We start from the raw sequence: 20,572 nt of genomic DNA, 5'->3' as shown, positions 1-20,572 counted from the left end.
GCCGGAGCGCTCTCGCCGGCTGGGCCCCGACGCGGCACCCGACCTCTCGCTCTCCTCGGCCGCGACGAACCTCTCCAGCGACCTCTTCCTCAAGGGCCTACGGGAGACGGGCACGGTCGAGAAGCTGCCGGCCGCGCCCGCTCCGGCCAACCGCGGCGGGTGTCCATCAGGGCAGTCCTGCGCTCGTCCGTGCGGCGTAGACGCCACCGGTGCGCTTCATGCTGCCTCCTTCGCGGCCGGGGCCTGCTCCCGGAACAGTTCGCGCCGGATGGGGAGGGAGGCCCGCCACCGCTCGACGGTGATGAGGCTGTGCAGTCCGGCCGGCGGGGCGGGCTCCGCACGCACGGCCGCCTCCAGAGCGGCGACGACTCGGAGCGGGTCGATCAGCCCGGCCTGCGCCAGAGCGGAGGGGCGCTCCAGTTGTCCGGCCGGCCGGGTCAGGGCCTGCGGGCAGTTCGTGCGCTTCGTACGGGCTGCCTGCGCGACGACGGAGAGAACGGAGCGGTGCCGTGCGCGGGCGAACGCCCCGATACGGCGAACCGCTGGCGACCGCCGTCCGTCCCGGAAGCGGTCGATGTCCGTGGTCGCAACCGCGTCCAGGACGTCGTCCCCGCCACGGCCGGTCAGGTGGGCTCGAGAGCCGTAGCAGGTCGTCCTCCGCGGCCATCTGCTGGTCGGTGTACGTGATGGCGAGGACCGGCGGCCGATTCGACGCCACGGCGGCGACCACGCTGCTGTCGATACCCCCGGAGATGTCCGTGGACGTCGTGCCGTACAGGGCCATGCGGCGCTCCACCGCCGTCGTCATCCGCTCGGCGAGCATCTCGGCGATGTCGGTGGGCTGCGGCACGGGGACCTGCGGCCAGGCGGACTTGGCGTGCCGCAGGACGACCAGGCGCCGGGCGCCGGGCGTTGGGCGCCGTCATGGCGTCACCGGGTGTCGGTGGCCGACCTCACGCGCGAGGTCGAGACCGAGGACTCGGTCGAGAAAGGCGAACGTCTCGAACTTGGCGCCGGCCGGAACGTCCGGGCGAATCGCCACCTGTGCCAGCATGTCCAGGACGGCGGGGACTCCGAGATCATCGGCCAGCGCGGCATGAGCCTGCCGAAGCACATCGGCGGGGATCGGCCTGGACGGCTCCTGTGCCCATGCGGCCACCTGCTGCCGCCACTGCCCCAGTGTCCGTCGGGCCTCGGCGAGCGCGGCGCCGGTGACGGTGACCGGTGTGCGGTAGGCGTGGCGGACCAACAACATCCTCACAGCCAGCGGATCGGTCCCCTCCGGGGCGAGGAGATGACCACGGTCGGGGGCGCCCTCCTCGGGGAGTGCCGGGCTGACCTGGCCCACGTCGATCCAGACCCCGCCGACGGCGTCGTGTCCGGGGGTGCCGTACTCGGCGAGGTGCACATCGGCAGCGGAGCAGAGCGACTCGGTCAGCCCGTGAACCCCGACGCCGGCAGGCGGGTGGATGCCGAGAGCGGACATGGCGCGATCCAGCGCTCGGGCTTGCTCAGGAGGCAGGTCCGGCGTGATGAGGACGGTGAGGGCCTCCAGGCCGTGCAGCTCCGCGGTGCGGGCCAGTACGTCACCGACCAGAGGCACCCTCAGGTGCACCGCGCCGTCTCCGGTGCCGATGACCGGCAGGTGGACGCAAATGCGCAGCAGGTGGCGGTGGGCTGAGGGAACGTCCACGAAGCGTCCGGTGCGGGTGTCGGCGATACGCAGCATGATGTGGAGGCTAGTCCTGGAAACCTCCGGTGCCGGGGAGGCAGGCTGGGTGAGGTCCTTCGCCCATCTGCCCCGCTCCACACGACACCGTCCCAGCGGTAGGGCAACGTCGTGCGGAGTGCACAGACACCCCCTTCGCGAAGAGGCGCGCATGGACGAGGTCGAGCGGTACGAGCGCTACGTCGGCGGCAGTCCTGAGGCCGAACGGCTGGTCTTCGAGCGACTCGCGGGTGACCTCGTTCGGGTACAGCTCAAGGCGAAGAAACGCAGCCGCTCCCCCGCTCTCGAACGGACCTTCCACGCCAAGGCGGTCCTCGGCGTGGAGAACGCCCGTCTGAGGTTCCACGACGACCTCCCCGGGGCCCTGCGCACGGGTTTCGCCAGGCCCGGAGCCGAGTACCGGGTCACGGTCCGGCTTTCCAACGCGAGCGGCGTCCGTCAGCCCGACTTCGCGCCCGATCTGCGCGGGGCGGCGCTGCGGGTCGAGGTGGGCCCCGACGAGACCCACGATCTGCTGATGACGAGCTTCCCGGTCTCCCACGCCCGCGACGCGATGGAGTTCGTCGCCTTCGCGAAGGCCATGGCGGGCGCCGACTCGCGGCTCGGCAAAGGGTACGCCCTGTTCGTCAAGCTGCCCCTGGCGGTCGGCTGGTCCACGGCCGCCCGCATGCGGCGCAACGTCGTCGCGGGAACCAGCCGCACGGTGTCCAGCCTGGCGCTGGAGACGTACTGGAGCCGTGGGGCGATCCTGTGGGGCGACTGCGGACCGGTGCGCTATCAGCTGCGGCCTGCGGCCGACGCCTCACCGGCCGCCGCCCCGGCAACGCCGCGCACCGATCCCGACCCCGGCCCCGACCCCGGCCCCGATCCCGATCCCGATCCCGATCACCTGCGGCGTGAGCTTTCACAGCGGCTGAGTCGGACGGATGTCGTCTTCGAGTTCTGCGTGCAGCGCTACGTGGACGCCCGGCGCACCTCCGTCGAGGACGGCGCGGCCGAGTGGAGGGAGGAGGACGCGCCCGTCCTGCCCGTGGCCACGCTGACCATCCCGCTCCAGGACATCCACACCGCCGAAGCGCGCACCTCCGCGTCGCAGGTCGACCTGCTGGCGTTCAACCCCTGGCACACCACGGAGGACTTCCGCCCCCTGGGCAACCTCAACCGTGCCCGCAAGCTCGCGTACGAGGCGAGCAGCGCCCACCGCCTGGGCCACCGCTTCCTGACCGTCGAGCCACGGCGCAACGCCCTGCTCGGGGCACCGCTCCGGGCCGCCTTCCGTACCGTGGACCGCTTCGTCCCGTGGCACCGGCTGCCCACCCCCCTCGGCCTGCTCAACCTCATGGCCTTTCGGCAGACATTGCGCCGGCACAACCTCATCGACACCGAAGTCCACGAGGCTCCGCCCCAGGCCGGGCCGGTCGAGGCCCCGCTCGACGAAGAGCTGCTGGTCAGGCGCAGTTACGATGGCACCTACAACGATCTGTCGGCGCCGCGGATGGGCGCCGTCGGTGCGACCTTCGGCCGCACCGTGCCCCCCGTCTACCGCCCGGACCAGTTCGACACGCCCAATCCGGTCGCCGTCAGCAGGCAACTGCTCCAGCGTGACGTGTTCATCCCCGCGACGTCGCTGAACATCATCGCCGCCGCGTGGATCCAGTTCCAAGTGCACGACTGGGTCAAGCACAAGAGGCTTCCCGTCGCCGCCAAGAGCATCGAGGTGCCGCTGCCGCCCGGCGAGACCTGGCAGAACACCCCGGGCGGACCGCGGGAGAAGGTGATGCGCTTCGGCGCGGACGAGGCGGTGGATCCACCCGGCAGCGGGCGGCCGCCGATCGTGTTCGCCGGCGACGTCTCGCACTGGTGGGACGGTTCGGAGCTCTACGGCAGCGACCTGTCCGTCGCGAAGTCGCTTCGCGAGCCCGATGGCGGCGCCGGGCTCCGGCTGGAGGAGGGGCACCTGCCCAGCGGCTCGAACGGCGTCCCGCGCACCGGATTCACGGACAACTGGTGGCTCGGCCTCAGCGCCATGCACACCCTGTTCGCCCGTGAGCACAACGCGGTGTGCGAAGCCCTGCGGCACGAATATCCGCGCATGAGCGAAGACCGGGTGTACCACACGGCGCGGCTGATCGTCTCCGCCCTGATCGCGAAGATCCACACGGTCGAATGGACTCCCGCGATCCTCGCCACCAAGACGCTCGACATCGGTATGAAGACCAACTGGCAGGGGCCCCCGAAGAACTGGCTCGACCAGCTGGGCGTCTGGCTGCTGGAGGCGAACGGGCAGAAGGGCATCCCCAAGACCCTGCCCGACCACCACGGTGCCCCGTACTCCCTCACGGAGGAGTTCGTCACCGTCTACCGGATGCACCCCCTGATCCCCGACGACTACGAGCTCATCGACCACCGGTTCGGCCATCGGCTCGACACCCTGGGCTTCACCGAGGTCCAGGGCGCCGCCGCGGAGCCGCTGATGCGCAAGACCGGTCTGGTGAACACCCTGTACTCGCTGGGCATCGCCCACCCGGGGGCGATCACTTTGCACAACTTTCCGCGCGCCCTGCAGGCGTTCAAGCGGGACGGGGAGGTGATCGACCTCTCCGTGGTCGACCTGGTGCGCACCCGGCGCCGCGGCGTCGCGCGCTACAACGACTTCCGCGCCGGCCTGCACAAGCCGCGGATCCGGCGGTTCGAGGACCTCTCCGCCGATCCGGATACGGTCGCACGGCTTCGGGACGTGTACCGCTCGGTGGACGACATCGACACCATGGTGGGGCTCTTCGCCGAGAATCCGCCCGCGGGCTTCGGCTTCAGCGACACCGCCTTCCGCGTCTTCATCCTGATGGCCAGCAGACGGTTGCAGAGCGACCGTTTCCTCACCGTCGACTTCCGGCCAGAGGTCTACACGCCTCTCGGCATGGACTGGATCGATCGCAACGGCATGACGAGCGTCATCCTGCGGCACTGCCCCGAGCTGGCGGGCACCCTGCCGCGCGCGGCCAGCGCGTTCGCGCCCTGGCGCCCGGTCCAGCCCGTACGCAACGACAGCGGCCGCGGCCGCGGCTGAGCAGGAGATGGCCATGTCCGCACCCGACCATGCAGGCCACCACGCAGGCCACCCCGGCCTGGAAGACCTTCTTTCCCGTCCGCTGTGGGAGACGGTCTTCAAACGGCGCACCCACCGCGTCAGCAGGGGCGCGTCCGTGCCGGCCGGGTCGATGAGCTATCGATCCGAGCACCGGCCGGAGCCGCTGGGCGAGCTTGAGGAAGCGGTGCTCATCGCCCTCACCGGCTCCTCGGGACTCACCATGCCCGACCGCCCCTTCGAGGACCCGCGCGATCACAAACCCATCATGGCCAAGCCGAACCTGAACATGACGGGGCGGACCGCGGGCAGCCCCGACAACGCGCAGGCCACCCACTTCTTCATGATCAACGACAGTGGCACGTACTACCTGAGGAAGCTGCCTCCCTCCCCGGACCATGCCTTCGATCCCGACACGCTGATCGAACGCGCACGCCAGTCGAAGGTCCGGGTACTGGACCGCCGCCTGGACGTCGCCGAGGGGATGCGCGACTTCCCGGCGTACCTCGACTCCAACCGGTTCCTGTCCAATCGCCCGGGCACCACGCTCTTCCTGCCGGTGGTCGATCTCTCCCATCAGTACATCAACGCGCTGATGTACCTGCTCACCCAGCCCGAGGGAGCTCGGCCCACGCCCGTCGACGACCGCAACTTCTACCGCCCGGCCGGGGTACGCAAGTGGGTGCGCAGCGGCTTCCTCAACCCCGCGATCAAGATGCCGCTCGGTTCTCTGGGGCCGATGCGTACCCAGGTCGAAGCCGACCTGCTGCTCCAGAACATGATGCTGGTCGCGGACGCCATGGGACTCGGTGCCTGGATCCACGCGACGGTCAGCCCACAGATCATGCTGGGCGACCCGAAGTTCTCGCGCACCTACGGCCGCATGCTGGGCTTCGACTTCGTCACGCCGAAGTTCCGCCCTGCCGACATCCTCCGCTGGCAGGTGCCGCTACCGAAATACGCCGAGCTGCGCGCCCACCCGGTGGGGCTGCGGGCCGATGGCGAACACCTCATCAAGGGCGCCTGCCCACCCAACTACCCGTCGATGCACGACGCCGTCGATTCCGTCGTCCGTTCCAAGTTCGGGGAGAACGGCATCTACGCGGACAAGGATCTGTTCGCCCGCATCTACAAGAACGACTACGCGCAGCGGTACCTCGCCGAGGCCAGTGAGTACGACCGGCAAGTGATCGAATGCGCGCGGGACATCTGCGTGTACATCCACGAGACCCACGGGCGGTTCCCGGCACACACCGACGCCATCCATGTGCCCGGCATCTGGCTGCAGGCGCACCACGTCGAATCCGAGTACTACGACCGGTTCTTCCAGAACGGCCTGACGGAAGCGCACCGCCGGCACACCTCGCGCTGGGACGGATGAGGGAGACCCGATGAGAGTCTACGAGGCCATCGTCAAGGGGCTGGAAGGCATCGGGGTACGAGCGGCCTTCGGCGGTGCCGGGGAGAACGCGGCGGGTCTGATGCTGGCGCTGAAGCATTCGCGGCAGATCCGGCCGGTCATCACGCGACACGAGCAGGCCGCGTCCTTCATGGCCTGCGGCTATGCCATGTACACCAATCGGCTGGGCTTCTGCTTCGCGACGGCCGGGCCGGGCGCGTTCAACCTGTTCTCGGGGCTGGCCGTGGCCATGTCCGACTCCTATCCGGTCCTGGCCGTCTCGGGGTACGCCACCATGAAATGGCGCGGATGGGGCTCGCTCAACGAGACCTCGGGAGTGAACCGCACGCCCGACTCCCAGGCCATGTTCGCGGCCACGACCAAGAAGTCCTTCCTGCTCACCGACATCGCCGACACCTGCGACGTTCTTGAGGAGGCGGTCAACATCGCATTCGAGGGAAGGCCCGGGCCCGTGCACATCCACGTGCCCGAGGACCTGACCCACCACGGCGTCGAGGTCACGAACTTCCGGCCGCTGAGGCTCGACGTGAAGCCGGTCCTGCCGGACCCGGCACGGGTGGCGGAGATCGCGGCCGTACTCGCGGACGCCCTGGCACGGGGGAAGCGGATCGTGGCGCTCGTCGGCTTCGGTGCGGTACGCAGCGGGGCGGGACCGGAGATCGAGCGGCTGATCGAGCGGTTCCAGATCCCACTGCTCACCACCCTGGACGGCAAGGGCATCGTGTCCGAGGGACACCCGCTCGCGGTCGGCGTCTTCGCCGACAGCGGCCACTCCAGTGCGTGGAAGGCCTTCCGCCAGGCCGACGTCGTGCTGTGCATCGGCAATTCCCTCAATCAGCACGCCACGTTCAATTACCGCGAGGACCTGTTCGAGAACAAGCTGCTCATCCATGTGAACATCTCCGAGGGCGAGTTCCGCAAGGCCTACCGGGCCGACCACACCCTGTTGTCCGACGCGCGTCCCGCAGTGGCCGCCCTGGCCGACGCGCTGGAGCGGATGGTCGGCGAAGTCCCGGCGGTCGAGATCGACCGCCGGGACTACGAGGCCCGGAAGATCACCCACCTGACGGGAAAGATCCACCCCGGAGAACTCGCGCAGTCGATCGGGCGCATGCTGCCGCCCCGGGGCGTCCTGCTCGCGGACGCGGGCGCCCACGTGGCGTGGCTCGGGTATTACGTGGAGCTCGAACAGGGGCAGAACTTCCGCAAGGCCGGCTCCTTCGGGCCGATGGCCGGACACGTGAACGGAGCCCTCGGAGTCAAGGTCGCCCACCCGGACCGGACCGTCGTCGTCGGCTGCGGCGACGGGTGCTACTCGCTGTCCGGCTTCGAGCTGATGACCGCCGTCGAGCACGAGATCCCCGTCATCTGGGTCATCTTCAACGACGGGGAATTCAAGCTGATCAAACTCTTCCAGATGGTCACGTACGCCGAGTCGGGCCTTGTCGAGTTCCAGAACCCGGACTTCGCTTCGTACGCCCGTGCATGCGGCGCGGACGGCTACCGGGTGGAGACGCTTGAGGATTTCGAGGACGCGTTCCGCGCGGCACTGGCCTCCGGCCGGCCCACGCTCATCGACGCCGAGATCACGCGATGGGCCCTGCCGCACTACAGCCCGTCACCGGACGGCGTGATCGACGGCCTCGTCGAGACCCTCGAAGCACGCTTCCGAGACTGACGGCCCCCGTCAGCGAGTCATCCCCGCGCGCCCGCAGGCCTGCTGCGCGGCGGCGAGCCGGGCGGTCAGCGGCGAGACGTTCCCCGCTCCTTCACCCTTGAGCCTCGCCAGTTGGTCGTCCAGGTCCTTCTTGGCACTGAGCGACAGCACCCAGCCCAGGGGCGCCTGCGCTCCCGGGCCGCGTACGTTGGCGAAGGTGAGGTAGTCAGGGCAGCCGAAGGCTTCCAGAGCCCGCTGGCGCACGGTCGACTCGGCCGCCGACACCGCGGCGGCCTTGCCCTTCGTCGGCACCAGCAGTTCCCGGGGGCGGCCCGGTGCGGGGGCCGACGCCACACTCGTATAGCCGTTGTCGATCTGGACCAGCACCACCTCCACCGGCCGCGCCGCGGTGCCGGCGGCCGGCTTGCAGTCCGCGCCACCCGTGCCCCCTGCGACCCGCTGGTTGTGGCAGGCGCTCAGATGCTCCAGCTGCTCCCGGAGATCGGTGGCGGTCATGCTGCCCGTCGCGTCGACATAACCCCCGTCGATCACGGACAGCCCCGCCCCGGTGTGGTGGCAGGCGTCGCCGGTGAGCCGGCCGGACGGCGTGATGAAGGGGAAGCGCGCCGAGAGCAGGGCGGCGGTGGACCGGTTGACGTCCTGTTTTCCGCAGAGGAATCCGCTACGCAAATCGATCAGGGTGGGACTGCCCTGCCCGGCCTGTGCAGGCCGCGGCCCCCGCGTCTTCTGGCGGGACTCCTCAGGGCGCTGCCGGCACGAGGTGGATCCAACGGGCTGGTCGAAGGCCCCGAGCTGAAGGGCGGAGGTGAGCACGCGGCAACCGCTCTCGGCAGCGGCGCCGTTGAGCAGCGCCAACGGGGTCCACGTGGTGGTGGATCCGTCGGAGGACGGCTGCCAGGTCGCGTAGAACGGCTGCTCCAGCTCCTTCTGCCGGTGTTCCCAGGACTGTTCGAGTACGGCCGCCCGGTCCTTGCCGGGGAAGCCGACGAACGCTCGCGGCAGGTCGACGAATGCCATCCAGGCGAGTGCGCCGGAGAGATGGTCCTGCCCGAAGACCTTCCTGTGGCTCGGATCGCCGTCCGGCGCGTCGGGCGAGGTCCGTGCGATCCAGGAGATCGATCCGAGGCTGCCTCCGGAGACACCGCTGACCGCGAAGACCGGGGCCCGTCCGTCCGACGGTGTGCAGGAGGCTCCTGCGGCGGGAGTGACCGGACCCGGTGGAAAGAGCCAGTCCAGCACGGAGGCGGTCCAGTAGGCCGCCCGAATGCCACCGCCCGATGCCGCGACGATCACCAGTGGCAGGGGCTGCTTCGTCCCCGGGCCCGCTGCGGCATCGGCCGGGGACGGCACCGTCGCACAATTGGCGGCGGCCCAGCGCTGAAACGCCGTGTCGAGGTCCACGTCGACCAGGACCGGCGCCCCGGCCTCCTCCCGGACGCGCACCTGGTGGTGGCCCTTGGCATCGACGAGCGAGCCGAGGAGGAACCAGGCGATCAGCAGTACGAAGACCGGGGTGCGGTCCAGCTTCAGGGCCCGGAATCCTGCGACCGGAGTGGCCCGTTCGGACCAGAGCTGCAGTTCGTTCAGGAGCACGAGCACCACGCCGAGGAACACCATCAGCACGGCCATCGGCCCCGCCCAGACCGCCAGGTTCCATGCCCGGTCCGTGACGAGCGTGACCGTACAGCCGACCGCGAACGCCCCGAACAGGGCGGCCAGGACGACATACAGCTCATCCCTTCGGTTCTGCGTGTCGGGTTCCTTCGCCCAGGACCAGTGCCGCTCGGCCCAGTCCAGCAGGTACGGCAGCAGAAAACCGACGGCGGCCGCCAACAGCCCGAGGACCACGAGGAGGACGGCGGACCAGCGGCGCGGGCCGACGATGGCCGGTACCACGGCGGACCGGACGGCGAACACCCCGAGGGCCAGGAGCGGTAGCGCCGCGAGCCACCGCGCGATGCTCCGCAGGTTCCTCCTCGGATCGCCGACGATCAGGGCGGCCCGCCCCTGCGCCCTTGCCTTGGCCACGTCGGCTCCGGGATCCACCGCCGCGTCGCCGAGGCGGAAGGGCGCGCCCGCGATCCAGGACAGGACGAAGACGAAGCCGAGCACCATGGCCAGCCCGAGCAGGCTACGCAGCCAGAATCCGAGGACCGCGCAGACGACGGCCGCTCCCGCCACCCACCACTGATGGACCGGAGCGAGCGCGGAGTCGCGGGTGAGGGCGACGCGGTGCACGCTGCGCCACAGCAGCAGCGACAGCAGGAAGACCGCGACCGGTGTGGCGATGGCGGTGGCCCAGTGGTCGAGCAGGCCGAGCAGGGCGTCCGGCACCTGGTCGGTCCCGACGCCGACGATGAACAGCAACAGTACGGCCGACACGAAGAGTTGTACGCGTACCACCACGAAGTCCCGCCAGGGCACCGTTCGGAGCACCCCGGTGTGCAGGGTCAACACGATCAGGAGCAGCAGCGCCAGGCCCACGAACGCCCACTTGGCGAGGGCGGCCCAGCCGATGAGCCGGCTCAGGAAGTCGATCGTGCCCGGTGACGGGCTGCGCCCGGTCAGCATCCACTGCCCGGTGTCCTCCGCCACTTCCGCCGACACCAGCACACAGGTCAGGATCACGAGCCGCGACCGCTTGGTCGCCCAGCAGAGCGTCGTACTCGTCGGGTCGTCGGGCTGCGAGGCCGGAGGACCGCACGGAATCCTGGCGCGCAGGGCGGTGAGGGCCGCGTACAGCAACCAGACGTAGAGCAGGACGAGTACCGCGTCGAGGCCGACGTACCACCGGATCAGCAGCCGCGCCTCGTCGCCGCCGGCCTGCGGTGCGGTCGCGGGCCGGGGCTGGCTCGTGAAGGCGTTCAGGCAGGTCTCCACCCGTGGCCCCGGCCCGGGATCGTCGTACGGTCCCCGCGCGGCGGCCACCGCCCGCCGGTCGGGCATCGCGTTGAACCAGACGCACCACGCCGTGCGTGCGTCGGCGGCGGCCTGCTCGGAGAGGGGATCGAGTGCGACCAGGCTGCTCCAGGTCGCCGCGGGGTGGTCCGGTGCCTCGATCCGGCCGAGCCCCGCGTCGATCCGCCCCAACGCGATGAACAGCATCGCCGACAGCACCAGCGCGGGCACCACCAGCCACCTCGGCGCCCACTGCTGCGATCCTTGGGGCATGGCGTACTCCCACTCGCTCGACGCGCCCATGATGGTCGCCGGGATCACCAGGGCGGAAGCCGCCGAACGGGTACCGGCAACGCCGGGGTCGACGGCGTGTGCGGACGGCAGCGGCGCCGGCTGCCGCCTTGCCGCCGATCAACGACCGGTACGCCCCGCCATCGCCCTCGACGGGTCCACGACGTGGACCGTGCGGCTCTGCCAACGCCAGGACGCCGATCACCCCGCCACACCGCTGCCGCACCCGTGGCTCAGGGAGCGAGGGCGGCGGCGATGGAGCGGACCTGCTCGTAGCCGGTCATGGCGAGGAACGCCGGGGCTCGGCCGTAGGACTTCATGCCCACCGGGTAGACGTCCTTCTCCGGGTGGGAGAGCTGACCTCGTCGACCGGATCCAGTCGGCGGCGCCGCCGCCGAAGGTGGCGCCGCTGATGCCGCGACGGAGGATCCAGGTGGCGTGCGTCCCGGTGCCGTCCTCCGCCTTCGCAAGGTCGGCGAGGTGGGCCGGAGCGGTGAAGGCGGAGGAGACCCGGCTGGTCTCCCGGGAGCGGTGGGTGACCTCGCGGTTCTGCGAGCGGGACATCCTCACCTCTCCGCACCTGAGGGTGGTCTCGCCGCGCGAGCGGCGCTGAACCGGCCGGGCCGGCCCCCCCCCCGCCGGGGAGGGGCCGGCCGCGGTCACGGGCTGACGGCCAGGAACAGGTACGCGGCCAGGATCACGAGGTGCACTCCGCCCTGGAGGAGGGTCGCCCGGCCGGGCGCGATGGTGAGGGCGCTGACCACGACGGTCAGGGCGAGCAGCACCATGTGGATCGGCCCGAGGCCCAGCAGCAGCGGGCCGGAGAGCCAGATGGAGGCGAGCGCGATGGCCGGGATGGTCAGGCCGATGCTCGCGATGGCCGAGCCGTACCCCAGATTGAGGCTGGTCTGGACGCGGTCGCGGCGGGCGGCGTTGACGGCGGCGAGGGTCTCGGGGGCCAGCACCAGCAGGGCGATGATGACGCCGACGACGGCGTTGGGCAGGCCGGCCTTGGCGACGCCCGCCTCGATGGCGGGCGAGACGGACTTGGCGTCGCCGACGACGGCGACGAGTGCGACGAGCAGCAGGCCGAGGCTGATCAGGGTGGCGCGGACGGTGGGCGGCTCGGCGTGGCCGCCGTCCCCGCCCCCGCCGGCCCCCTCGGCCCCCGTGCCCCCGGAGGAGCCGGCCCCGGTGGCCACGGGCAGGAAGTAGTCCCGGTGGCGGACCGTCTGGACGGCGATGAACAGCCCGTACAGGGCGAGCGAGGCGACCGCGGCGAAGGTCAGCTGGGCGGTGGAGAACTCCGGACCCGGCTTGCTGGTGGTGAACGTCGGCAGGACCAGGCTGAGGACGGCCAGGGTCGCCACGGTGGCCAGCGCCGCACCGGAGCCCTCGGCGTTGAAGACGGCGACCCGGTTGCGCAGGGCGCCGACGAGCAGGGACAGGCCGACGATGCCGTTGCAGGTGATCATCACTGCGGCGAAGACCGTGTCCCGGGCGAGGGAGGCGGTCTTGTCGCCGCCGTCGGCCATCAGGGTGACGATCAGGGCCACTTCGATGACCGTGACGGCGACGGCCAGGACGAGCGAGCCGAAGGGTTCCCCCACCCGGTGCGCGACCACCTCGGCATGGTGCACGGCCGCCAGCACCGCTCCCGCCAGACACAGGGCGACCAGGCCCACGGCGAATCCGGGCAGTTCCCGTCCCCAGCTGAAGACGAGCGCGATGAGCGCCACGACGGGGACGATGACGGTCCAGTCGGTCAGGGGTGATTTGCTCGTTGCCGTACTCATATCAGCCAACTTGCCAGAAGTGTTCTTCCGGTGCGGCGCATACCGCCTCCCGGGGGCGCTGACGTGGCACTTCTCACGCGGCCCCCGGGCGTGGCGAGCCCGTTCAGACGGCGCGTTCCCGGCCCTCCCAGTAGGGGTCGCGCAGCCGGCGCTTGTAGAGCTTGCCGTTCGGGTCGCGGGGCATCACCTCGATGAAGTCGACGGACTTCGGGCGCTTGTAGCCGGCCAGCCGGCGCTCGCAGTGGCCCAGGATCTCGGCGGCCAGCGCCTCGCCCGCCTCGAAGCCCTCGGCGGGCTCGATGACGGCCTTGACCTCCTCGCCCCAGGAGTCGTGCGGGATGCCGAAGGCCGCGGCGTCCGCGACCGCCGGGTGGGTGAGCAGGGCGGATTCGATCTCCGCCGGGTAGATGTTCACCCCGCCCGAAATGATCATGTCGATCTTGCGGTCGCGCAGGAAGAGGTAGCCCTCCTCGTCGAGCAGCCCGAGGTCGCCGACGGTGAAGAAGTCGCCGATGCGGTTCTTCCGGGTCTTGCCCTCGTCCTTGTGGTAGCTGAAGCCGCCGGTGTTCATCTTGATGTAGACGGTGCCGAGTTCGCCCGGGGGCAGCCGGTTGCCGTCGTCGTCGTGGATGGCGAGCTCGCTGATCGGCCAGGCCCTGCCGACGGTTCCCGGCTTCTTGAGCCAGTCCTCGGCGGTGGCGAAGGCGCCGCCGCCCTCGCTCGCCGCGTAGTACTCCTCCACGCAGCGGCCCCACCAGTCGATCATCGCCCGTTTGACGTGGTCGGGGCAGGGGGCGGCGCCGTGGATGGCGTGCCGCATGGAGGAGACGTCGTAGGCGTCCTTGGTGGCCTGCGGGAGGGCGAGCAGGCGGTGGAACTGGGTGGGGACCATGTGGGTGTGCGTGCAGGCGTGGCGGTCGATCAGGCGCAGCATCTCCTCGGGGCTCCACTTGTCCATCAGCACCAGCGGGTGCCCGATGTGCAGGGACGCGCCCGCGAACTGGAGCACGGCGGTGTGGTAGAGCGGCGAGCAGACGAGGTGGACGTTGTCGTCGAAGGGGCGGATGCCGAAGATCCCGAGGAAGCCGCCCAGGTACGTCTCCTCCGGGAGCTTGCCGGGCAGCGGGCGGCGGATCCCCCGGGGGCGGCCGGTGGTGCCCGAGGTGTAGTTCATGACCCAGCCGAGGGTGCGGCCGTCCGGGGGCGTGGCGGGGTGCCCGTCGAGCAGGTCGGCGTACGGGCGGAAGCCGGGGACGGCGCCGACGGCGTAGCGGTGGTCCGCGGGCAGGCCGGCCTCGTCCGCCGCGGCGGTGGCGGCGTCGGCGAAGCGCTCGTGGGCGACGAGGACCTTGGCGCCGGAGTCGGAGACGATCCAGGCGATCTCGGGGCCGACGAGGTGGTGGTTGACCGGTACCAGGTAGAAGCCGGCCTGTGAGGCGGCGAGGTAGGCGGTGAGGAACTCGACGCCGTTGGGCAGGACCACGGCGAGGACGTCGCCGCGCTCCAGCCCGGCCGCCCGCAGGCCGTGGACCAGCCGGTTGACGTCGGCGTGCAGCCGGCCGGCGGACCACGCCTCGCCGTCGGGGGTGACGAGGACGGTCCGGTCCGGGTCGGCGCCCGCCTGGGCCCAGAATCCGTTGGGACGCTGTGGGTCGGTCATGACGGTGGCGTTCCTCTCTCAGGCCCGGCCGGCGATCCGGCTGATCCGGTCGATGGCGCGTTCGAAGCCGGCGGTGAGTTCGTCGAAGACGGCCCGGACGCTGCGCTCGCTGTTCATCCGGCCGACGATCTGGCCCACGGGGGTGCCGAGCAGCGCCTGGACCTCGTACTTCTGGATCCGGGAGACGGCTTCGGCGACGAGCAGGCCCTGGAGCGGCATGGGCAGCGGGCCGGGGCCGTCCGGGTCGTCCCAGGCGTCGGTCCACTCGGTGCGCAGCTGGCGCGCGGGCTTGCCGGTGAGGGCGCGGGAGCGGACGGTGTCGCCGGACCCGGCGGCGAGGAGCTTCTCGGTGAGGGCGCGGGAGTGCAGGTCGGCCTCGGTGGTGGTGAGCCAGAGGGAGCCGAGCCAGGCGCCCTGGGCGCCGAGGGCGAGGCCGGCGGCGATCTGCTCGCCGCTGCCGATGCCGCCGGCGGCCAGGACCGGCAGCGGGGCGACGGCCTCGACGATCTCCGGGACCAGGACCATGGTGGCGATGTCGCCGGTGTGGCCGCCGGCCTCGTACCCCTGGGCGACGACGACGTCGATGCCGGCGTCGGCGTGGCGGCGGGCGTGCTTGGCGCTGCCGGCGAGGGCGGCGACGAGGACGCCGTGTTCGTGGGCGCGGGCGATGACGTCGGCGGGCGGGGAACCGAGGGCGTTCGCGAGGAGTTTGACGGGGTAGTCGAAGGCGACGTCGAGCTGGTTCCGGGCGACCTGTTCCATCCAGCCGGTGATCCGCCAGCCGGAGGCCTCGCCCTCCGGCAGTTCGGGCACGTGGTGTTTGGCGAGGGTGTCCCGGACGAAGGCGCGGTGCCCGGCCGGGATCATCGCCTCGATGTCCGCCTCGCCGATGCCGTCGACCGCCTTCTTGGCGGGCATGACCACGTCGAGCCCGTAGGGCTTGCCGTCGGTGTGCTCCTGCATCCAGTCGAGATCGCGCCTGAGGTCGTCGGGGGCGGTGTAGCGGACGGCGCCGAGGACGCCGAATCCACCCGCGCGGGTGATGGCCGCGGCGACCGCCGGGAAGGGCGTGAAGCCGAAGATGGCGTGTTCGACTCCCAGTTTCCTGCTCAGCTCCGTCTCCATGGCCGTGAGGATGCCGCAGGGCACCGTCCGAGGGAAGAGGTTTTCTGATGCAGTGTCAGATTCTTTGACGGCCGGTCGGTGCGGAGGGTGCGCGGCGGGCGGGCAGATAGCCAGTAGCGTGCGCGGGCAGAACAGGAGGGCCGGACATGGGCGGTTCGGGTACGGGATCAGGAGCGGCCGGGAGCGGTGGCGCGATGAGCCGCAGACGACTGGGGGCGCGGCTGCTGGCGCTGGGCGGGGTGCTGGTCCTGCACGCCGCGCTGCCGGGGCAGGGCGCGGGTGCGGCGGGCGGCGGCGCGGCCGAGCGGCGGGCCCTGCAGGGGCTGCGGCTGCGCTACGGCTCCGCCCGCCAGGCGGGCTTGCTGGAGCGACACCTGGAGGGAGTCGCGGAGGAGGCCCGGCGCTTCCTCGGCCCCTCCCCCGAACACCCCTACTACGCCGGGGCCGTGGTCCTCGCGGGACGCGGCCGTACCGTGGCGCTGCACCGCGCGATGGGCGACGCCGTCCGGTACGCCGACTACGACGGGCGCACCGACCGGCCGCGGGAGTTCCCCGCCGCAGAGCGGATCGCGATGGCCGAGGACACCGTCTTCGACCTCGCCTCGCTGAGCAAGCTCTTCACGTCCATCCTGGCCGTGCAGCAGATGGAACGGGGCCTGCTGGAGCTGGAGGCCCCGGTCGAGCGGTACCTGCGGGAGTTCACCGGCGGGGGCAAGGAGGCCATCACCGTCCGGCAGCTGCTGACGCACACCTCGGGGCTGCGCTCGTGGGCGCCGTTCTACCAGGAGTCCACCCGGGCCGGACAGTTGAGGCTGCTGTGGTCGGTGCGCCCACAGGACACCCCCGGGACCGTGTACCGCTACTCCGACCTGAACCTCATCACACTGCAGCTGCTCCTGGAACGGATCACCGGTCACACACTGGACGTGCTGCTCCAGGAGGAGATCGCCATCCCCCTCGGGATGCACCGCACCCGGTACAACCCGCCGCTGTCCTGGCGCCGGGTCACCGCCGCGACCGAGGTGCAGCGCCCGCCCTGGTCGGGCCTGGACCGGGGACTGGTGTGGGGCGAGGTCCACGACGAGAACGCCCACGCGCTCGGCGGGGTCGCGGGCCACGCCGGGGTCTTCGGCACCGCCTGGGACCTGGCGGTCCTCTCCCGCGCCCTGCTCGACGGCGGGGCCTACGCGGGCCGGCGCATCCTGCGTCCCGCCTCCGTCGAGCTGCTCTTCACCGACTTCAACACGGCCTTCCCCGGCGACGACCACGGCCTCGGCTTCGAGCTCTACCAGCACTGGTACATGGGCGCCATGGCCACCCCGCACTCGGCGGGACACACCGGGTTCACCGGCACCTCGCTGGTCCTTGACCCCTCCACCGACTCCTTCCTCGTCCTGCTGGGCAACTCCGTCCACCCGGTGCGGACCTGGCGGGCGGGCAGCGCGCCGCGGGTGGCGACCGGCAACCGGTTCGCCCGGGCGGTGCCCGTCCGCACCCGGCACGGCGGACCCGCCTGGTACTCGGGGATGGAGACCGCGGGATCCGGCACACTGACCCTGCCTCCCCTCACCCCGGCGACCGCCTCGGCCCGGCTGCGCTGCGCCGTCTGGTGGGACACGGTGCCCGGTGCGGGCGCCTTCCACGTGGAGGCGTCCGCCGACGGGGCGGCGTGGGAGCCGCTGCCCTTCACCACCGTCCGCGCCACGGGCGGCACCCCCGAGTCCTGGCCGCAGGGCAGCGCGGGCGGCTGGTCCGGGCGCATCTGGCACCGCCTGGAGGCCCCGCTGCCCGGCTGGGCGGGCCGCGAGGTCAGGCTCCGCTTCCGCCACGGCACGACCGGCCGCTACGTGGGGCGGGGGGTCTACGTGGACGTGGTCCGGGTGGCCGAACCGGCCCGGCTCCTGTTCTCCGAGGACCGGCCGGCGGACGCGGCCCGCGTGGAGGCCGTCGGCTGGACCCGCTCGGCGGACTGAAAGCGGTGCCGGCGGGCCGGAGGCACCCCGGCCCGGCCCGCCGACACCGGCCCCGCGGCACCGGCCCCGCGAAACCCGCCCGGCTGCACCCGCCCGCCGGAACCGGCCCGTCAGCCCTGGACGAGGCAGAAGGGATGGCCCGCGGGGTCGGAGAAGACGCGCCAGTCACGCTCGGGCGGCCCCTGTTCCAGGAGGCGCGCGCCGAGGGCGAGGACCTGCGCCTGGCCGCGGTCGAGGTCCGGGACGGCGAGGTCGAGGTGGAACTGCTGCGGCCGTTCCGGGTCGGGCCAGCTCGGCGGCCGGTGCCCGACGGCCCGCTGGAAGCACAGCACCTGCCCGTTCGGGGTGTGCAGCGTGGCCCAGTCCTCGTCCACGGACCAGCGCCGGTCCGGGCGGTTGACCTCCCCGCCCAGCAGGCCCGCGTAGAACTCGGCGAGCCCCAGGGGCTCCGGACAGTCCAGCACCACGCACTGCAGTTCGGCAATCATGACCGCAGCCTACGGCGCGGCCAGAGCCGCATCGATCATGAGCCGGGCGGTGCGGGCCAGTTCGGCGGGATCCGGCGCCGGACGCGTTCCCGCCAAGGCGCCCGCGAGGCGGTCGTAGAGCAGTCCGTCCGTCCAGGCGGCCAGCAGCTCGGCCTGCTCCCGCGGCCGCTCGGCACCCAGCGCCCCGAGGAGCCCGGCGGCGCGCGCCCGGACGGCCAGGCCCTCGCGGAGCAGTTCGGGGGCCGTCTCCGGCGAGCGGGCGGCCTCCAGGCTCAGTTCGAAGCGGGCCAGCTGGCGCTCCCGCCCCCGGGTCAGCCACCGGTACAGGAGCGCGCCGAGCGCCCGCGCCGCCGTGTCCCGGTCCCACGGGCCGGGTGCGCGGGCGTCTTCCTCGAAATCGGCGAGGTCCAGCTCGGCCAGCCGCCGGTAACAGGCGCCGACCAGTGCGGCACGGGTGCGGAAGTAGTACGAGGTGCTGCCCGCGGGCAGCCCCGCGGCCGCGTCGACGGCCCGGTGGGTCAGGCTCCGCAGTCCGCCGGCCGCGACCAGGCCGATCGCGGCGTCGGAGATCAGGGCGCGGCGGTCCGGGGCGGGCGGGGTCCGCGCGTCGGCCGGGCCGCCGGATTCGGGGGTGGACATGCCGTCACTCTACAGCTGTAGAGTGACGGCATCGCCCTCTACGGATGTAGAGGACGAGGAGCCGACATGGGGAGGCCGCACCATGGACGAGAGTCCGCGTCACGCCGTCGTCGCGGGTGCCGGGATCGGGGGGCTCACCGCCGCCCTGGCCCTGCACCGCCACGGCTGGAGGGTCACCGTCTGCGAGCGGGCGGCCGGGCCGACCGCCGCGGGGGCGGGCATCGTGCTCGCGCCGAACGCCCTGCGCGCCCTGGAGGCGATCGGGTTCGACGCGGGACGGGCGGCGGGCCGCGCCGCCCCGGCCGCCATGGGGGTGCGCCGCCCCGGCGGGTCATGGCTGGTCCGCGCCGACACCGCCTCGCTCACCGCACGCTACGGCCGGCCCCCGCTCGCCGTGCACCGGGCGGCCTTCACCGGCGCCCTGGCGGACGCGCTGCCCGCCGGGGTCCTGCGCCACGGCACCGCCGTCACCGGCGTGGACACGGCCGACGGGCGCACGGTGGTCCGTACGGACGCCGGGGAGATCCCCGCCGACCTGCTGGTCGCCGCCGACGGCATCCACAGCCCCCTGCGCCGCCGGTGCTTCCCGGACCACCCGGGGCTGCGCTACAGCGGGGAGACCGCCTGGCGCACCGTCCTGCCCGCCGGGGGGCCCGCCCTGCCCGGAGCCTTCGAGACCTGGGGCCGCGGCCGGCGCTTCGGGGCGGTCCCGCTCTCCGACGGCCGCGTCTACGCCTACGCCACCGCCGTCGTCCCCGAGGGCCACCGCCCCGCCGACGTACTCGGCGAACTCCTGGACCGCTTCGGCGACTGGCACGACCCGGTCCCGGACCTGCTCGGGCGGTTCGACGCCGGGGCCGTCCTCCAGCACGACCTGTACGACCTCGCGGGCCCGCTCCCCCGCCTGCACGACGGCCGGACGGCCTGGATCGGCGACGCCGCCCATGCGATGACCCCCCACCTCGGCCAGGGCGGCTGCCAGGCGATCGAGGACGCCGTCGTCCTGGCCCGCCTGGCGGCCGGAGCGGGCGGGGTGCCCGCCGCGCTCGCCGCCTACACCCGGGCCCGCCTCGCCCGCACCGACGCCATCCGGCTCCGCGCCCGCCGGGCCGGCCGGCTCTCGATGCTCTCCAACCCCCTGGCCGTGGCCGCCCGCGACCTGGCCGTGCGCCTCCTGCCGGCCGGTGCCGCGCAGCGCGCCCTGGACGACCTGTACGACGGGTTCACCCTCCCGGAGCAGCCGGAATGAAGACCGTGCCCGCCGGCGTTCGCACTCGTTGTCGGGACTGCTGACCGTTCGACACGAAGGCAGGCGGAAAACACATGACGACCGAGATCGACTGGGAACACCCCACCGACCCGAGGGCCGGGAGCTGGCAGCTGGACCACGTCAGGCTCTACGTCGGCTCGAACGGGGCCGAGGGCCATCACTGGAACGGCACCCAGACCCTCCTGCTCACCACCGTGGGCCGGGTGTCCGGCAACCCGGTGCGCACACCCCTCATCTACGGCGAGGCCGACGGCCGCTACCTCGTCGTCGCCTCCAAGGGCGGGGCGGACGAGGCCCCCCTGTGGTACCGGAACCTGACGGCCGACCCGCGGGTGCGCGTCCAGGTCGGCTCCGAGGTCCGCCAGGGGACCGCCCGCACCGCCACCGCCGAGGAGCGCGCCGCGTACTGGCCTCTGATGGCCGGTCACTGGCCCGCGTACGACGAGTACCAGGCCAAGACCGACCGCGAGATCCCGATCGTGGTGATCGAGCCGGTCTGACGGGGAGCGGGGCCGGGCCC

The 20,572-nt window shown here is 72.1% G+C and carries 15 protein-coding genes and 1 pseudogene; 7 read left to right on the top strand and 9 right to left on the bottom strand.

The window, feature by feature from the left end; translation table 11 throughout:
- Positions 1–216: 216 nt before the first annotated feature.
- The 3 genes and pseudogenes from OG295_RS32160 to OG295_RS32150 form a co-directional block, all read right to left on the bottom strand.
- Positions 217–345 carry a hypothetical protein gene (locus OG295_RS32160; RefSeq protein ID WP_371681432.1) on the bottom strand — a complete coding sequence of 43 codons (129 nt, stop codon included), beginning with the start codon at positions 343–345 and terminating at the stop codon, positions 217–219.
- A 367-nt stretch (positions 346–712) separates the two neighbouring features.
- Positions 713–808, bottom strand: a pseudogene (locus OG295_RS32155) (asparagine synthase-related protein); the annotation flags it as partial.
- 114 nt (positions 809–922) lie between these two features.
- Positions 923–1,729 carry a hypothetical protein gene (locus OG295_RS32150; protein WP_371680130.1) on the bottom strand — a complete coding sequence of 269 codons (807 nt, stop codon included), beginning with the start codon at positions 1,727–1,729 and terminating at the stop codon, positions 923–925.
- Between the two features lie 151 nt (positions 1,730–1,880).
- Here OG295_RS32150 and OG295_RS32145 point away from each other — a divergent pair, with 151 nt between their 5' ends.
- The 3 genes from OG295_RS32145 to OG295_RS32135 are packed head-to-tail and all read left to right on the top strand — an operon-like array spanning position 1,881 to position 7,912.
- Positions 1,881–4,796, top strand: coding sequence for a peroxidase family protein (locus OG295_RS32145; RefSeq protein ID WP_371680129.1), 2,916 nt, complete (start codon positions 1,881–1,883; stop codon positions 4,794–4,796).
- Positions 4,797–4,809: 13 nt separating this feature from the next.
- Positions 4,810–6,195 carry a hypothetical protein gene (locus OG295_RS32140; RefSeq protein WP_371680128.1) on the top strand — a complete coding sequence of 462 codons (1,386 nt, stop codon included), beginning with the start codon at positions 4,810–4,812 and terminating at the stop codon, positions 6,193–6,195.
- Between the two features lie 10 nt (positions 6,196–6,205).
- Positions 6,206–7,912 carry a thiamine pyrophosphate-binding protein gene (locus OG295_RS32135; RefSeq protein ID WP_371680127.1) on the top strand — a complete coding sequence of 569 codons (1,707 nt, stop codon included), beginning with the start codon at positions 6,206–6,208 and terminating at the stop codon, positions 7,910–7,912.
- 9 nt (positions 7,913–7,921) lie between these two features.
- Here OG295_RS32135 and OG295_RS32130 read toward each other — a convergent pair whose 3' ends face one another.
- Positions 7,922–11,083 (bottom strand): hypothetical protein, encoded by a 3,162-nt coding sequence (locus tag OG295_RS32130; protein WP_371680126.1) that lies wholly within the window; start codon positions 11,081–11,083, stop codon positions 7,922–7,924.
- A 430-nt stretch (positions 11,084–11,513) separates the two neighbouring features.
- On the opposite strand from OG295_RS32130, the gene OG295_RS32125 reads away from it, so the two are divergent.
- Positions 11,514–11,714: a hypothetical protein gene (locus OG295_RS32125; protein WP_371681431.1), complete on the top strand. Its 201-nt coding sequence runs from the start codon at positions 11,514–11,516 to the stop codon at positions 11,712–11,714.
- Between the two features lie 46 nt (positions 11,715–11,760).
- On the opposite strand, the gene OG295_RS32120 is transcribed toward OG295_RS32125, so the two are convergent.
- The 3 genes from OG295_RS32120 to OG295_RS32110 form a co-directional block, all read right to left on the bottom strand.
- Positions 11,761–12,897, bottom strand: a complete 1,137-nt coding sequence (locus OG295_RS32120; protein ID WP_371680125.1) for a calcium:proton antiporter — start codon at positions 12,895–12,897, stop codon at positions 11,761–11,763.
- A 103-nt stretch (positions 12,898–13,000) separates the two neighbouring features.
- Positions 13,001–14,557: an acyl-CoA synthetase gene (locus OG295_RS32115; protein WP_371680124.1), complete on the bottom strand. Its 1,557-nt coding sequence runs from the start codon at positions 14,555–14,557 to the stop codon at positions 13,001–13,003.
- A gap of 18 nt (positions 14,558–14,575) precedes the next feature.
- Positions 14,576–15,682: an NAD(P)H-dependent flavin oxidoreductase gene (locus tag OG295_RS32110; RefSeq protein ID WP_371680123.1), complete on the bottom strand. Its 1,107-nt coding sequence runs from the start codon at positions 15,680–15,682 to the stop codon at positions 14,576–14,578.
- A 146-nt stretch (positions 15,683–15,828) separates the two neighbouring features.
- Here OG295_RS32110 and OG295_RS32105 point away from each other — a divergent pair, with 146 nt between their 5' ends.
- A complete protein-coding gene (locus OG295_RS32105) occupies positions 15,829–17,655 on the top strand; it encodes a serine hydrolase (protein WP_371680122.1) in 1,827 nt (608 codons plus the stop codon).
- Between the two features lie 110 nt (positions 17,656–17,765).
- Here OG295_RS32105 and OG295_RS32100 read toward each other — a convergent pair whose 3' ends face one another.
- Complete coding sequence (locus OG295_RS32100) at positions 17,766–18,143, bottom strand: VOC family protein (protein ID WP_371680121.1); 378 nt, start codon at positions 18,141–18,143, stop codon at positions 17,766–17,768.
- A 9-nt stretch (positions 18,144–18,152) separates the two neighbouring features.
- The gene (locus OG295_RS32095; protein WP_371680120.1) at positions 18,153–18,782 is read right to left on the bottom strand and encodes a TetR/AcrR family transcriptional regulator; all 630 of its coding nucleotides are present in this window, start codon (positions 18,780–18,782) and stop codon (positions 18,153–18,155) included.
- Between the two features lie 82 nt (positions 18,783–18,864).
- Here OG295_RS32095 and OG295_RS32090 point away from each other — a divergent pair, with 82 nt between their 5' ends.
- Together OG295_RS32090 and OG295_RS32085 are read left to right on the top strand one after the other, a co-directional pair.
- Positions 18,865–20,031 carry an FAD-dependent monooxygenase gene (locus OG295_RS32090; protein WP_371680119.1) on the top strand — a complete coding sequence of 389 codons (1,167 nt, stop codon included), beginning with the start codon at positions 18,865–18,867 and terminating at the stop codon, positions 20,029–20,031.
- Positions 20,032–20,105: 74 nt separating this feature from the next.
- Positions 20,106–20,552 (top strand): nitroreductase family deazaflavin-dependent oxidoreductase, encoded by a 447-nt coding sequence (locus OG295_RS32085; RefSeq protein WP_371680118.1) that lies wholly within the window; start codon positions 20,106–20,108, stop codon positions 20,550–20,552.
- Positions 20,553–20,572: the final 20 nt, after the last annotated feature.

Source organism: Streptomyces sp. NBC_01276, assembly GCF_041435355.1.
Taxonomy (GTDB): Bacteria; Actinomycetota; Actinomycetes; order Streptomycetales; family Streptomycetaceae; genus Streptomyces.
The sequence above is the reverse complement of the archived record's forward strand: the minus strand, read 5'-3'. Positions and strand labels throughout refer to the sequence as shown.

Excerpts from the sequence above, each read along its gene's own strand:
- OG295_RS32120 (WP_371680125.1), bottom strand. The coding sequence starts at position 12,897 with ATGAGTACGGCAACGAGCAAATCACCCCTGACCGACTGGACCGTCATC.
- OG295_RS32090 (WP_371680119.1), top strand. The coding sequence starts at position 18,865 with ATGGACGAGAGTCCGCGTCACGCCGTCGTCGCGGGTGCCGGGATCGGG.
- OG295_RS32110 (WP_371680123.1), bottom strand. The coding sequence starts at position 15,682 with ATGGAGACGGAGCTGAGCAGGAAACTGGGAGTCGAACACGCCATCTTC.
- OG295_RS32125 (WP_371681431.1), top strand. The coding sequence starts at position 11,514 with ATGCCGCGACGGAGGATCCAGGTGGCGTGCGTCCCGGTGCCGTCCTCC.
- OG295_RS32140 (WP_371680128.1), top strand. The coding sequence starts at position 4,810 with ATGTCCGCACCCGACCATGCAGGCCACCACGCAGGCCACCCCGGCCTG.
- OG295_RS32150 (WP_371680130.1), bottom strand. The coding sequence starts at position 1,729 with ATGCTGCGTATCGCCGACACCCGCACCGGACGCTTCGTGGACGTTCCC.
- OG295_RS32135 (WP_371680127.1), top strand. The coding sequence starts at position 6,206 with ATGAGAGTCTACGAGGCCATCGTCAAGGGGCTGGAAGGCATCGGGGTA.
- OG295_RS32095 (WP_371680120.1), bottom strand. The coding sequence starts at position 18,782 with ATGTCCACCCCCGAATCCGGCGGCCCGGCCGACGCGCGGACCCCGCCC.
- OG295_RS32085 (WP_371680118.1), top strand. The coding sequence starts at position 20,106 with ATGACGACCGAGATCGACTGGGAACACCCCACCGACCCGAGGGCCGGG.
- OG295_RS32130 (WP_371680126.1), bottom strand. The coding sequence starts at position 11,083 with ATGCCCCAAGGATCGCAGCAGTGGGCGCCGAGGTGGCTGGTGGTGCCC.
- OG295_RS32100 (WP_371680121.1), bottom strand. The coding sequence starts at position 18,143 with ATGATTGCCGAACTGCAGTGCGTGGTGCTGGACTGTCCGGAGCCCCTG.
- OG295_RS32105 (WP_371680122.1), top strand. The coding sequence starts at position 15,829 with ATGGGCGGTTCGGGTACGGGATCAGGAGCGGCCGGGAGCGGTGGCGCG.
- OG295_RS32145 (WP_371680129.1), top strand. The coding sequence starts at position 1,881 with ATGGACGAGGTCGAGCGGTACGAGCGCTACGTCGGCGGCAGTCCTGAG.
- OG295_RS32115 (WP_371680124.1), bottom strand. The coding sequence starts at position 14,557 with ATGACCGACCCACAGCGTCCCAACGGATTCTGGGCCCAGGCGGGCGCC.